Here is a 15,642-nt window from a genome sequence, read left to right on the forward strand (position 1 = left end):
TCAAGTGCAGGTAGTGTCGGCCTGGGCCGGCACGCGGGTGGGGACGGTGGGGGTCGGCTTCTGGCCGCCGGCTTGCGTGCTGGACGACGTCAGGAGCGGGTTCAGGAAATTCTCGAGCCAGTCACCTGAGGCTTTGGTCCCGGCGCTGGACCCACCGATCTTGTCGGTGTGCCCGTCCTGGGCGTCGTGACCACCGACTGGCGCGGAGCCCCAGTTGCCGAAGGGCCACGGGAAGCCTGGCAGCGGTGTTGTCACGACCACCAATTCGACGCTGCCGAAGCTGATGCCGCGTGCCATGCCGAGCCCGGTAATCGTGTTGCTGCCGATACGGAACGGTGTGCGCGTCGGGCTGCCCGAATCGTCCACGTGCAGCAGGTCGATACCGCCGTCGCCGGTCACGGTGATGGGCCCCGCCAGCGTGCTGGCGCGGCCGCCGAGGCCGGGCGCCGCACTGCCCAAGCTGATGATGTCGTTGCCAAGCCCGCCGCTGATCGTGAGTGGCGCATGGGAGGCACGCACGGTCACCCAGTCGTTGCCTGCGCCGGCGCTGATGCGCAGTTCGCCAGCATTCGCGGCGGTGACGGACAGGCGGTCGTCGCCATCGCCGCTGTCCAGCAAGGTCAGACCGGCGTGGGTGCCCGTGACCGTGGCGAGGTCGTTGCCTCTGCCGAGCTTCACGCTGACGGTGTCCAGCCCGGCATAGGCGACGCCCTGGGCCATGCCGAAGCCGGTCACGCTGCCGCTGCTGATCGTGCCGGCCGAAGCCGCTGTGTTCCCGGTGTCGTTGAGGTAGAGGAGGTCGCTGCCCGAGCCACCTTCCACCGTCACCTTGCCGGCGATGGCATTCAGCCGACCCGACGTGCCCTGTGCCGGCGTGCCGAGGTTGATGACGTCGTCTCCGGTTCCGGCATGGATCACCAATGCGCCGCTGGTGGCGCTCACGTTGACGGTGTCGGCTTCGCTGCCGGTGGCCAGGCGCACGGAACCGCCCGTGCCCGTCACGGTCACCTGGTCGGCGCCAGCGCCGGTGTCGATCTCGGTCTGACCGGTCAGCGTGCCGCGCACGGTCACCGTGTCGTTGCCGGCACCGGTGTTCACTCGCAGCGTGTCGATGCCGCCGAATGAGGCGACCGGCACGAAGCCGCCGTTGCGCATCGCCGCAGCGTCCAGTGTCACGTCGTCCGCCGTGTCGCCGAGCGTCCACGACAGCACGTCGTCGCCGGCTCCACCGATCACCCACCCGGTGACGCGGTCGCTGCCGTCGAACAGGAAGCTGTCATTGCGGCTGCCGCCTGCCAGCCGCTCAAAGCCACTGAACTGCAGCCGGCCGTCGATATCGCCTGCATCGGTGCCGGCCAGCGTCCACACATGGTCGGCGTTGGACGCCGTCAACGTGTCGACCGCCGCCGTGCCGACGACCCGGCCGATGCCGGCAAAGCTGCCCACCACGCCGGCGACCGTCCCAGCGTCGGCGGCCTCCAGCGTCATGGTCACAAAAGCCTGGCGCGCTCCGAAGTCCAGCGTCGCCTGGCCGCCCCCGCTGGCCATGCCGGTCAGCGCGGCCGCATCGTTGACGAAGCGGAACTGCTGATCGGCGCCCGTGGCGGTGGCGTTTTCGATGCCGTCGAAGGCAACGGTGGCGCCGTCCTCTTCGTCACCACCGCCATCGCTGACCTGCCCAAGGCCGATGCCCTCGAACTCCCAGTGTGAGCCGCCGACGATGCTGTCGTTGCCAGCATCGCCATGGATCTCGATGCCGGTGATCCAGTCCGGCAGGTCGTTCAGCGTGAAGCGGTCGTTGCCGTCGCCGCCATGGAAGGTCAGCTGCGTGTAGCCGGTCAGATCGACGGTCTCTGTCAGCCCGGTGGCGCCGTACTGGATGCTCAGTGAGCTGCCTGTCAGCGTGACGGTGTCGTCCCCCGCAGAAAGCTCCCAGCTGCGATTCGGGCTCTGTGCGATCGGGGCGGCGATCACCAGCTCAACGCCGTCGTAGACCACACCGCGCGCCATGCCCAGGCCGGTGATGGTGTTGGCGGTGACGGTGGCGGGCCGGGGCTCGGCGCTGCCGGTGTCGTCCACGCGCAGCGTGTCGCGCTCGGCGCCGCCGTGCACCGTGACCAGGCCGGCGATGCCGCTGGCCAGGCTGCCAGACAGGGCCGGCGCCAGGCTGCCGAGCTGGACGAGGTCGTTGCCGAGCCCGCCGTCGACCACCAGGTCGGCCTGCGAGGCGCGCACGCGGATGGCGTCGTTTCCGGCGCCACCGGCGATCGTCAGCGCTGCGGCATTGGCAGCCTGCAGCGTGACGATGTCGTCGCCGCCGCCGGTGTCGATGACCGTCTGGTCGGCGCGGGTGCCCGTGATGTCGACGCTGTCTGCACCACTGCCCAGCTTCAACTGAAGCGATTCCGTGGTGCCATAGGCCACCACGCCCTGCGCCATGCCGAAACCGCTGATCGCGCCCGCACCGACGACGCCGTCGGTGGTCCCCAGGCTGGCGCTGTTGTCCAGCACCAGCGTGTCCTCGTCGGCGTCGCCCTGCACGCGGATCTGCCCAGCGAGCCCGGCCAGCGTGGCACCGCCGCTGCCCGGCCGGCCCAGCGTGATGAGGTCGTTGCCTTCACCACCGGCGATGACCACGGCGCCGCTGTTGGCCTGCAGCGCAATGCGGTCTGCACCCGCACCGCCTTGCACATCCAGTGCACCGTCGCTGCCCAGCACGCGCACGGTGTCGGCCCCAGCGCCGGCCCAGATGCGGGTGGTGCCGGCATGGGTCGCGGTCACGTCCAGCGTGTCGCTGCCGTCGCCCAGGTGCAGATGGAGTTGTTCCAGCGTGGCGAACCCAAGCGTTGCGCCCAGGCCCAGGCCGGTCAGGCCCGTGGCGCTCAACGCCCCCGTGCGGGCCGTGGCGATGATGTCGCCGGCCAGCAGGTCGAGGGTGTCGACACCGGCATCGCCGCCCAGCGTCACGGCCGCTGACAGGCCGGACAGCCCGGTGTCGACGTTCCCCAACGTGAACTGATCGTCTCCGGCGCCGCCGAGCAGGTTCAGTGCCGCACCGATGGCGCTGACCTGCAGCCTGTCGTTGTCGGCGCCGGTGGACACGTTCAACGTGCCGCTGCTGCCTTGCACCTGGACCTTGTCGTCGGCCGCGCCGGTGTCGATGCTCGTGGCGCCGATGTGCGTGCCCTGCACGGTCACGGTGTCGGCGCCGCCGAGGGTGCGCAGGTTCAGTTGCGCGAAGGCGGCGTAGGCGAGGCCCGTGCCGTCGGCCGTCAACAGGCTGCCGGTCAGCGCAAGCTGGTTGTCGGCGTCGTTCAGGTCGACGTTCAACGTGTTGCTGCCGCCGCCGCCATCGGCGCGCAGGTGGCTGACACCCAGCGTCGGCAGGTCGATCGTGATCAGCTCATCGCGCACGCCGCCGCGCAGGTCCAGCGTGTCGACGCCGGCGTAGCGCACCTGGGCCAGGCCGTCTTGCGTGCGCACCGTGGCGTTCGATGCCCCGCCCAGCAGGCTGCCCGAGTTGCCGGCCGTGACGACCAGTGTGTCCGCCTCGCCGCCTGCGGCGGCCCTCAGGTCGAGCGTGCGTGCACCGAAGTTCAGCACCCGGACGGTGTCGTCGCCCGTGCCCGTGTTCAGCACCAGCACCGGGGCTGCAGCGCCGCCGTCGGACAGGGTGACCGTGTCGCCGCCGCCGCCGGTGTCGACGCGCAACTCGCCGATGCCGCTGAAGGTGGCGACCGGCGTGAAGCTGCCGCTGGCCATGCCGGTGGCCGTCAAGGTCACCGTGTCGTTCGCGTCGCCCAGCGTCCAGGTCAGCAGGTTGCTGCCCGCGCCACCTTGCACGGCGCCCGTGATGCGGCCCGCGCCTGTGAAGGCGAAGGTGTCGGCCTGGGCGTTGCCGACCAGGGTCTCTATGCCTGCGAAGGCCAGGCTGGCGTCGAGCTGGCCAGCGTTGGTGCCGTTGATCGTCCACACATGGGCGCTGTTGGCGGCGGTGAGCGTGTCGCCAGCCGCAGAGCCGGTCAGGCTGCCGATGCCGGCAAAGGCGCCGACCACACCGGCCACGGTGCCCGCGTTGGCGCCGGTCAGCGTGACCGCAACCGCCGCGCTGCGGGCGCTGAAGTCCAGCGCTGCCGCCCCACCGGCGTTCGCGCTGCCGGTTGCCGTGCCGGCCAGCGATGCCGTGGCGGTCGTGAACCTGAACTGCTGGTTCGCGCCGCTGGCGGTGGCGTTCTCGATGCCGTCGAAGCTGGCCAGGTCGGTCGTGCCGTCGGCCGCGCTGACGCTGCCGCTGCCAGCGCCGGTGAAGCGCCACAGGGCGCCGCCGCTGAGCGTGTCGGTGCCGCCTTCGCCGCGGATCGTGAGCGCGGTGATCCAGTCGGGCACGTCGACCAGGTTGAAGCTGTCGTTGCCGGCGCCGCCATTGAACGTGAGCTGGGTGTAGCCGCGCAGGTCGGTGCTCTGCGTTGCGCCGCCGTTCACGCGGATGCTCAAGGTGCTGCCGTTGATGGTCACGGTGTCATTGCCCGTACCGAGGTTCCAGACGCCGACCGGGTTGGCCACTGTCGGCGCAGCGAACACTTCGATGCTGGCGTCGAAGTCGACGCGCTTGCTGCCCACGGTGAAGAACAGCGTGCCGCCTGGCGTGCCCGGCGGCACCTCCAGCGTGTCGACGTTCTGGCGCATGCTGTTCTCGTAGAACGGCAGGGCGCCGCTGTCCTGAAGCACCACGCGGGCAGCGCCGGTGCCAGCCAGCACGCGGTAGATGTCGCTGTTGGCGCCGCCGTCCAGCAGCACGCGCTGGGCGCTGCTGTCGTAGACGGTCATCTGGTCGGTGCCGGCCAGGCCGGCAATCGACAACACCTCCATGCCGGCGTAGTTCAAAACGGCGGTGCCCATCTGCAGCACCGCGTTGTTGACCGTGAACACGTCGGCACCGGCGGTGCCGTTCACGGTGAGCCGGTCGAGCGTGCCACCGGCGTCGGCCAGGCGCACGGCGTCGAAGGCCGCGGCGTCGATCTCGAAGCTGTCGGAGCCGGCGCCGCCGTTCAGCACGGCCTGGCCCGTCCAGCGCCGCACGGCGATCTGGTTCACGCCCGCGCCGCCAGTGATCTGGGCCTGCGTGAAGCCGGACAGCACGGCCTGTTCACCGTTGCCGGCCAGCAGCAGTGCGCTGTCCAGTGTCCAGTCGGTGTCGAAGCTGGCAGCCAGGGTGTTGGTGCCGGCCCCACCGTCGATCAGGAAGCGGCCCTGCACCTGCGTGTAGGTGGTCGGGGTGCCCGGCCCGGGCACGAAGCTGCCGACCGCCGTCGGCGTGAGCTGGTCGGTGAGGAGCGTGACGCTGTCGTTGCCTGCGCCGGTGGACAAGCTGAGGTTGCGCAGGCCGTAGGCGGTGATGCCGGGGGCCGTCACGGTGATCTTGTCGTCGAGCGCGCCAGTGGTGATGGCGACGCTGCCGATGTCGAAGAAGCGCAGGTCAGCAAGCGCCCGGCCGCCCACGCTGCCACTGAGCGTGTTGGCCTTGGCGCCGGCGATGCGGGCGGTCTGGTTCTCGATGATGGTGACCGTGGTCGGCGCCGACATCGAGCGCTCGAAGGCATAGCCCGCGCCGTCGGTGTCGGTGGCCGTGCCCGGGCGGCCCTGCAATTGCGGCGCGCCGATGAACGCCTGCTGGCCGGACAGCGCCACCGAATAGCCCACCATGTCGCCCTGGGCGCTGTCGGTCGGGTAGATGGCATCGACGGGCGTCTCGAGCACCCAGCCGATGCTGGCGAGGCGGTAGCTGTAGGCGGCGCCGCGGTCGACGACGCCGCCGATGTCGCGGCCCCATGCACCCGCCAGCAGCAGGCCGTCATCCAGTGCGACGGCGGCACCTAACTGGTCGCCGGCCGCCGCGCTGGGCAGCGTGATGGCTCGCTGGTTCTGCCACACCCCGCTGGATGCGCGCTCCCAGCTGTAGATCGCGCCGCGGCCGCCGCTGGCGCCGGGCGTGCCCACCACCAGCACGCCAGCGCTGGCGTCCACGGCGGCGCCAAAGCGGTCGCCGGCGGCACCGACCGCACCGGCTGTCAGCGTCTGCTGCAATGCCCAGGTGGTGCCGCTGAGCGCATAGGCGCCGACGGCGCCCCGGCTGGCGTTGGCCGTGGGTGCGCCCACGAGCAGGGTGGTCTGGTCGATGGCGACGGCACTGCCGAAGCCGCCAGCCAGCGTGCCGCTGCCCGTGAGCGTCTGGCCCGCCGTCCAGGTCAGGCCGTTGAAGTTGTAGACGACGGCCTGGTTGCTGCCCGCAGCACCCGCCACGGCCGTTGGGCCGAACACATCCACCGCGGTGCCCAGGCGTGCGCCGGCAGCGCCGGTGGCCTGCGTCTTCAGCGTCCAGCCACTGCCCAGGCGCTGATAGAAATACACCGCGCCCGCGCCGCCGGCTTTGTCGGCTGCGCCGACGACCAGGCTGTCGCCCGAGATGGCCAGCGCCCCGCCGAAACGGTCGCCCGTCACGCCATCGCCGGCCTGGATCAGCGCGCTGGGTGACCACTGGCCGCTGGCGTTGGCCTGGTAGACGAACACCGCGCCGCGGTTGTCAAAGTCGCGTGCGCCGACGACGGCGGTATCGCCATCGATGGCCACCGCGACGCCCGCCTTGGCCTGGGCCACGGCGGCCGGCGTCAGCTCGGCGCCGACAGCCGCCCAACCCGTGCCGCGCTGGCGGAAGCCATACAGCTTGTTGACCGCGCCGTCGGTGTTGGCGGTGCCCGCCACATAGAAGCCTTCGCTGATGATCTGCGCGCCGGCGCCGAACTTCAGCGTCGGGTTCGTGTCGGCCCGCATGGTGTTGCTGACCGTGTCAAAGGTGGAGGCGGTCAGGTTCAGGCCGAGGTAGGCACCCGCGCTGCTGTACAGCGCCATCGATCCCGACCCACTGGGCTGACCGACGAGCAGGCGGTTGCCGGCCAGGTCCAGCACCTCGTTGCCGCCGTTGAAGGCGGTGCCGCCCGCTGGATTCGTGACCGCCGCGCCAGCCGCCCAGGCGCTGCCGGTGCTGGCGCGGGTGTACGGCAGCAGCGTGCTGCCCGCACCGCCGATGGTGAACATCTGGGTGGCACTGCTGATCAGCTCGGTGCCCTGGCCAGCGCTGGCGTCGAAGGTCTGCACCGGGCGCAGCGGGTTGTCGGTGATGCCGCCGACGGTGGCGGTCCAGTGCGTGTAGTCGGTCGCGCTCAGGTCATAGGCCACGGTGCGGGAGATGCCGGAAGCACCCAGCACCGCCTTGTCGCCGACGATGTCGACCGCGGAGCCCCACTGCGCATTGTTCAGGCCCGCATAGGTGGGCCGGACGATCTCGGTGCCCGGGATCGGGCGCGTGCTGGCCACGTAGACGCGATCGAAATCGGTGTTGCCGTCCTCGTCACCCGGCACCGTGACGTACCGGACCTGGTCGGTGTCATTGGTGTAGACGAACGCGTTGACCCATTCGATGTCCTCGGTGTCAGAGATCATGACGACCGTGCGCGGAGCGATGCGCAGCGCGGTGATGTTCTTGTCGACCGTGTCCGTGTTGAACGCGATCTGCATCTGGTTCGTGTATCGCTGCGTGTTGCCGTTGTCGATGATCTCGACCCAGAAAGGCCCCACGTCGGTGCCCACGAAGACCTTGTCGACGTTGTTGAGAAACTGGTTGGGCAACCGGTAGTTCAGGGTGCCCGTGGCGGTGGTGAGCGTCGTGCCGTTGTTCCTGGTGGTGTCCTGGCCGCGGGTGCTCAGGGTGTAGTTGATCGTCAGGTCGCCAGCGCCGTTGTTGTAGACCAGGCCGCTGCCGATGTACTTGCCGCCGTCGGTGTCGCCATCGCCGGGCACGGACACGTCTGCGAAGGCCATGACGACACGGGCGCCAATGGTCCCGCTGACGCCGAAGGGGATGTCAGACGTTCTGACGGTGGCGCCGGTGTAGGTCGTCACGCTGCTGTTGTGCGTGGTGAAGGGGCCGCCCGAGGTGGTCACGGTGCCGGCCTTGACCACGGCACGTTCGTAGGAGGTGTCATCCGGCAGTGCCGCATCGTTGGGCATCAGCAGCTTGTCCGCAGCCCAGGTGCTGCCGTTGAACAGGTAGGTGAACGCGCCACCGGCCGCGCCGAGCTGCAGCGAGTAGGACGCATCCGCCTGGCCGGCCGACTGGTAGCTGGCGCTGGCGCCCGGCATGCCGACCACCACGCGGTTGCCCGAGATGGCGACGGATTCGCCCCAGCGGATGCCGCCCTGGTTGGGTGCGAGGGCTTCATGGAAGGTCCAGGTCTCGCCGTTGGCGTCGCGCCGGTACATGAAAACGCGGTCGCTCTGCGGCGCGCCGATGATCATCCAGCCGCCGTCGACGTCGATGTCGGCGCCAAAACCCAGCCCGTCCGCCGTCGTGCGGGTGATCGTCTGCGCCAGGCGCCAGGACAGGCCCTCGTTGATGTAGACGTAGACGGTGCGGGCGTTGGCGTCGCTGACAAAGAGGCTGCGCGAGGCGGCGTCGTAGTGGGTGGCAGCACCGTAAGTCGAGGCGGCTGCGGAGGCGCTGGAGGCGGACAGGCCGTCTGCCCACATCGACGCGTTCGTTGCCGCAGGGATGACGCCATTGGTCGAGAACGTGCGAACACCGCCCACGTCGGGCCGCAGCAGCGTCGTGCCGCTGACGTCGTTGTGGCCCGGCATGCCGACCACCAGCCGGCTGCCGGCCAGGGCCACGCTGCCGCCGAAGCTGTCGGCCTGGTTGTAGGGCGCGGCGATGTTGGCCGAGGCGCCGGCCGGTGTGGCCGCGCCCAGGCGGCCGCCGGTGGCGTCGCTGGTGGTGCGAACCCAGCTCGCGCCGTTGCCGCTGCCCTGGTCGGGCAGTTGCATGAAGACGTAGGCCGCGCCGGCGTCCAGCACCGTGCCGCTGTCGTAGCCGGGCGTGCCCACCGCGACGTAGTTGCCCGACAGGGCCACGCTGGCGCCGAACCGGTCGCCGGCCCGGCCGTTGGCGGCGGCTTCTGCCTCGCTCAGACCGCCGTCGGCGGTCAGGCGGGCGGCGAGTGTCCAGGCGCTGTTCGTCAGCTGGTAGACGAAGGCACGGCCCTGATCGACGCGCACGCCACTGGTCGCGGGGTTGTCCCACAGCGGCGCGCCGACAACCACACGCGTGGCGTCCATGTCGATCACCGCGCCATAGGCTTCGCCGGCGTTGGCGTTCGATGGCGCGAGCGTGCCGGTGGCGCTCCAGGTGCTGCCGCTGCGGGTGTAGAGGCTGACGCTGCCGCCGCTGCTGGTCTGCGGCGAGCCGATGGCCAGGACGTTGCCGGACAGGCTCACGGCCGCGCCGAAGTTGGCGTTGACGGTGCCGCCGACGGCGATGCGCTGCTGCTGCGTCCACACGACGGCACCGGTGGGGGCGGTGCTGCGCGTGAAGACGTAGGCTGCGTCACGCGCTGCCGCGCCGCCGGCCGCGCCGACGACGATGCTGCCGCCGCTCACGTCCACGCTCTGGCCAAAGGTGGCGCCGGCCGTGCCGTCGCTGGCCAGCAGGCGGGCCTGCAAGCTCCAGGCCGTGCCGTTGCGTACGAACACATACGCTGCGCCCGCGTCGCTGCCGCCGCTGTCGTCGGCTGCGGCACCCACGACCAGCGTGTTGTCGTCGATGGCCAGCGCCGAGCCGAAGCCCTGGCCGCCGCCGTCGCGCAGGTCCGGTGCGTACAGCTTGGCCTGTTCGACCCATCCGCTGCCGTTCCAGCCGTAGACATAGACCACGCCAGCCGTGACATCGTCTTTCAGCTCGGCGGCGATGGCCATCGTGTTGCCGTCGCTGCTGAGGGCCACCACCTTGCCGGCATGGCGGGTGTCGGCGGCGGTGTACTGCCCCATGACGGTCTGGCGCGCCCAGCTGACCACACCGTCCACCGTCAGCGTGTGCAGGACGAGGTTGCTGAGGTTGAGGTCGGCCACGTTGAGGCTGTCGACCACCAGATCGGCGGCCGCATCGGTCGGCGTGAGGACGTTGAAGCTGGACAGGCCGTGCGCCACCAACGGCTCGACGCCCGAGAACGCGATCCGGTTGCCGCCCACCAGCACGGTGCCGGCACGGGCCTCGGTGCTGCTGGGTGTGTAGCTGCCTGCGGCCAGGCCATCGCCAGCCACGCGCAAGGTGTCGCCCTGGGCGCCGTGGCTGCCACCGTTGAACACGAGGTGGGCAGTGCCGCTGGGCACGCCTTTTTCGAAGTCCGCAAAGAACAGGTCGTCGCCGTCCTCGCCGTTCAGCGTGGCGGTATGGCCGCGGTTGTCGAAGCCATGGGCGATGTTGAAGGTTTCCTTGCCCGCGCCACCGTAGACCGTGACGTCGAAGCCATAGGCCTCGCTGAAGAGTTGCACGACATCGTCGCCACTGCCGAGCGAGACGGCCACGTTCTCGATGGCGCTGGTGTTCACGTTCAGCGGATCGATTACGCCACCGCGGCTCAGCACGACCTGGCCGCTGGCGCTGATGGCGAGGTTGGTGGCGGCGGTGGTTGCCGTGTCGAAGTACTGCACCCGGTCGATGCCCGCCTGGCCGTTGACCGTGACCGGGATGCCGCGCGGGCCGTCTGCCGTGTGCGCACTGTTCGTGTCGATCAGGAAGCCCGACAGCGAGAAGCCGCCGCCGGCTGCCGGTGCGCCGATGTTCACGCGGTCGTCACCGCCGCCGGCATTGACGACGAAGGTCGAATTGCTGCCCAGCGGCGACTGCTCGCGCTGCGTGCCGTGCAGGTCGATGGTGTCGTCGCCGCTGCCAGCGTTGAGCACGACGTTTTCCATGCGCCGGTAGGTGACGGTGCCGGCGCCGCTGCGCTGGACCGTGGTGGTGTCGAAGCGCCAGGGGATGCCGCCCAGGTCGGTCAAGGCCGCGTCGAGCTGGTTGCTGACGGTCCATTGCTGGCCCGTCGTGGTGGCCTGGTCGTTGAACCAGAGCTCGTCCTGCGCCTCGGGGCCGCTGCCGTCGATCGACAGCCGGCCCTGGATGCCGGCCAGGTTGCCCGCGCCGCCCTGACCGGCGGCACTGCCCACGTCCACGCGGTCCTTGCCGCCGCCGGTGTCGAGCGCGAGCTGCAGGCCTGCGGCGAGCGACTGCACCGAGAAGCTGTCCGCGCCCTGGCCCAGCCGCACCTGCACATCGTCCTGGGTGTCGATCACCACCTGGCCGAGCATGTCCAGGCCGCTGACGGTGTTGCCGGTCCAGGCGCCGGCATTCGCGTTGTCGTCGCCGGAGTCGTCGAACACGATCAGGTCCGCACCGGCCTGGCCGTCCACATGCACGGTGCCCGCCAGGTAGTCCACGCGGTGCAGCGCGGCCGGGAACAGGCCGGTCGTGGTGCTGCCCAGGGTGATCGTGTCCACGCCATTGCCACCCCGGATGGTCGTCACGCCGTAGGCGTAGCTGCTGTCCACGTTGAAGCGGTCGTTGCCGTTGCCGAGCTGCACGTTCACGGCTTCCACGTCGCTGGTGACGGTGGAGTTCGCCTGCGCATCCAGCGTGCGCTTGCCGTAGTAGATCGCTCCCGGCCAGTTGGCGTTCGTGAGGTCGTAGCCGGCGCCGAAGTTGGTGTTGTGCACGGCCACTTGCTGGTTGCTGCCCATGCCCATGCCGGTGATGGCAATCGCGCTGAGCTGACCGGCCACTGTGGAGGCGTCGCCGCGCACGTTCAGCGTGTCGCTGCCGGCCTGGCCCTGGAAGGCCACGATGCCGGCAATGCCGCCGACGGAGTTGCTGTCGTCATAGACGTTCAGCGTGTCATCCCCGGCGCCGCCCAGCACGCTGGCGAACAGCGTGGACGAGAGCTCCTTCAACCTCAGCGTGTCGTTGAAACCGCCAAGCTCGACATACACGGCCGCGCCGATGTCCGCATTGAAGCCGATGCTCTTGCCGGCGGCGATGCCCAGGCCGGTGATCGCGCCCGTCGCGATCTGCCCGTTCAGGGCTGCGGTGGCCGCATCGGCGCTCAGGTAGATGCCGTCGACCGTGCCGCCCGTGCCGCCGGCCCCGGTGCGCACGGTGATGCCGCCCAGCTTGTCCAGCGTGCCGGTCAGCAGCGCCAGCGGCGCATCGCCCGCGCCATCGTCATAGAAGCCCTGGCCCATGAACAAGGACTTGCTGGCGTTGCTGGACAGGAAGAAGCGGTCCGCGCCGTCGTTGCCTTCGAGCACGGTCGTGCCGCCGACGGCGCGCGCGAACACGCGGTCGTCGCCGCCATTGCCGCGCACCGTGGTCGTGCCGCCGGCATTGCTGCCGTTCGGGTCGTTCAACTGCAGGAAGTCGACCTGCGCGCCGCCTTCGAGCAGCAATGCCGGGGCGCTCACCGTGCCACGCAGATCGATGGTGCCGCCCACGGCGTCAGCGCCGTCGACCTGGTCCACGCGCAGTTGCACCGCCGTGCCGCTGGCCAGCAGGCTGCCCGCGATCACGTCGATGTCGTCGCCGGCGCGCAGCTCGACCGTGCCCGGGGCCTGTACCAGGGCCTGGCTCAACAAGGCGCCGTAGACGGTCGGGCCGCCCGCAAGCAAGGCGATGCTCTCGCCCGTGCGCGCACTGTCGTGGGTGGAGATGTGGATCTCGCCGCTCTGTGCCACCGCGCGCAGCAGGTTCAGCGTGCCGTCGATGCCTTGCAGGTAGATGCTGCCGGTGGCGTTCACCACCAGGTGGCCGGTGGCCGGGACCGCGTCGTCCAGCTGCAGCGGGTTTTGCTGCTGGCCGGTGCCGGCTCCGTCGATGTCCACGGTGTGGTCGGCGTCGCCGACGCCGCCGCCGGTGGTGTTGATGTCGATGCGGGCGGCCTGGATGTCGGCCGACAGGTCGCCGAAGGCGTCGAGGACGGCGCCCGACAGCGTGACCAGCGCCACGTCGCCGCTGCGTGAGACCACGCCGTCCAGCGACAGGTCGCCCGCTGTTTCGCGCAGGAAGACGCTGCCGTCTGCGGCAGCCCACAGGGCCCCTGGCCCTTGCGCTGCGGAGTCGATCTCGAGGGCGTCGTCGGCGCTGCCGATGCTGCCGGCCAGCGCTTGGAGCCTCACGTTGTTGGCGATGACCCAGGCCGTGTTGCCGGGGTCGGCCGCGGCGTCGTGGATGTCGCGGATCGAGCCCTCGCGGCTGGCCAGGCGGGCGTCGCCATGGCGGACGCGCACGCGGTCGATGAGAAGGTCGCCAGTGGTCTCGGTGACGTCGAGCGCACCGCTCACGTCGGCCCACAGCGAGCCCGTGCCGGTGATGTCCAGCGTGGCCGCCACACTGACTTGCTGTGCCGGGTCGGTGCTTGCCGCGTTGGCTGACGTCATGCGGACCGAGCCGGTGCCCGCTGCCACGATGCCGATCTCTTCGGCAGCGGCCGCAGCCGCCATCGTGGCGAAAGCGCCGCGCATGGCCAGCGGAGCTGCCACGACGGTGCCGCCTGCGAACACGTAGGCGCCGGCGATGTTGACCGGGGCGCTGCCGTAGTAGGGGTTGCCGGCCGACGTGCCGAGCGGCACGTCGGGGCGGAAGTGGCCGGCATAAAGGTCACCCGCCGCGTCGCCAGGGTTGGCAGCGTCCAGCGGTGTGCGCACCATCACCTGACCGGCCGCCTGGCCATTGCCGGGCGTCTCACGCAGGGCCGACTGCAGCAGGATGTCGACGCCGCCGCTGCCAGCCAGGCCGGCCTGCACGCTGTCGATGTCGAATGCGGCTGTGGTGGCGGTGGGGTCGCGCAGAAGTCCACCGATGTCGAGCTGCACATCCCCACCGGCCAGTGCCGAGAGGCGGGTCGGGGTGGCGTCCGAGCGCACCAGGTGCACGCTGATGCGGTTGCGGCCGGCGGCGCCGTCCTGGTCGTGGTCGGTGGCGTCCTTGTCGAAACCGATGCTGCCAGCCTGTGCCTCCAGCACCAGGCCACGGGTCTGGATCAGCGCCGCGCGGCCGTTCAACACCTGGCCGCGGTCGGTGCGGGCCACGATGTCGCCGGCCACGCTGCGCAGCGTGGTGTTGCCCAGCGGGTTGGTGATGGTGCCGGTCAGGATGATGTCGGGCGCACCCGCGGTCGCCAGGTTCTCGATGACGATGTCGCTGCCATTGGCTTCGCGCGCAATGTCGAAGTCCAGCGTCACCGTGGCGGCGAGCAGGTCGATGCGCGGCGTCTGCGAGCCGAGCGTCGAGATGTTGCCGATGGCCAGCGACTTGTCGGATAGGTTGGTGATGCGCACCGATTCGAAGTTCTCGCGCACGCTGAAGGTCGGCCCCGTGCCGACGACTGAGCCGGCATGCGAGTCGACGATTTCATCGGCGGCCATGCGCGCTTGCAGGCCGCCCGTGTTGGCGATGTCGCCGATGCTGACCGTGTTGCCGCTGGTGGTTATGGTCGGGCCGCCCGGCTGGTTGGCTACCGCGCCGCTGGCATCGATGACGATGTCGGGGCTGATGCCCATGTAGAGCGCCACGTCGGCATCCCAAACGACGCGCCCGCTGGCTTTTTCGGAGGCGTTCGCCTGGCTGGTGCCACCGTCGAACAGCGCGCCGGTCCGATGCTCTTCGGCCTTGGGTTGCTGGGTGGTGCCGAAGGTCTCGACGTTCAGCGCCAGTGCGTCGTAGCCGCCCGGGGTCTGCAGCCCGGAGCCGGGAACACGGGGCGACGCGGTCACGCGGGCGGCTTCGTGTGCGCTCACCGTGGCGTCGTTGTCTGCCGTGGCGTTGGCGATGGCGTAGGTGCCTGCGCCCAAGGCATAGGTGCTCGCGTCGGCCACGGCCCGGATGTCGGCCGCGTCATAGCCCGCACGCAAGTCCACCCCGCGCAGCCCGCTAAGGCGAGCGCCCGCAGCGATGTCCACGGTGGCGGTGTCCACCAGTTGCGCGGTGGCATCGGCATGGTTGTTCACGCCCAGGCCACCGGCCGTGGTGGTGGTGGTGGCCGTCAACGCCACGGGCTTGCCCTGCGCCGTCAGCGAGACCGTGCCCGCCTCGACATCGGCGCCGTTGCCGATCTGCACCCGCGTGCCAAAGCTGTTCAGCGTGGCCTGGCTGTCGCCGTCGGCACTGGCGACGAAGCCGCCCGAGATCACGACCGATTGCGCCTTCTGTGCGGCGCCGACGGTGGCCAGCATCGTCAGCCCGCCCTGGGCGCGCAGCACGGTGCCATTGCCCAGCCCGGCCAGCGTGGTGGGCGCGAAGTCGGACAGCGCACCCGCCGCTGCCACGTCGACGAAGCCGCCGCCCTGCGCCCGTGCACTGCTGCTTTGGGTGCTGTGGTTGTCGGCGAGCACGGCGACGTTGCCGCCGGCGTTGATGCTGCCGGTCAGCAGTGCCTTCGATTCACTGCTGACGATCACCGATGCGCTGGACACCTTAACGGCCACGACGCCGCCGCTGCTGTTGGTGATGGTGCTGCTGGCGTTGCTGTCGCCGTCGGACTCCACCAGCATGTCGCCGCCGGCGGTGATGGTGCCCGCCACGTCGGCGTGGACGATCTGCGACACCACGGTGGTGGCACTGCCCACGTCCACGGTGACCAGGCCGCCGGACGAAGCGCTGGCGGCTGCGGAGGAGCGGCCGTCGCCGGCCGGGGGCGACACGTCACCCAAAGGCACGCCACCGGCGCCCAGCAGGCGCTGCGTGCCGGTCAGGGTGGCGCTGGCGAT

At 70.4% G+C, this 15,642-nt stretch carries 1 protein-coding gene (cut by a window edge); it reads right to left on the reverse strand.

The genetic code is table 11. The features are described 5' to 3' along the window. Positions 1-15,642: the 3' portion of an LEPR-XLL domain-containing protein gene (locus tag ACG00Y_RS26295; protein WP_394484169.1), read on the reverse strand. Its footprint extends 12,573 nt past the window's final position; the window shows 15,642 of its 28,215 coding nt (coding positions 12,574-28,215); its start codon lies beyond the right edge, outside the window — the gene reads right to left on this strand; its stop codon occupies positions 1-3.

Origin of the sequence: Pelomonas parva (assembly GCF_043555835.1) — a bacterium.
GTDB lineage: Bacteria > Pseudomonadota > Gammaproteobacteria > Burkholderiales > Burkholderiaceae_C > Pelomonas > Pelomonas parva.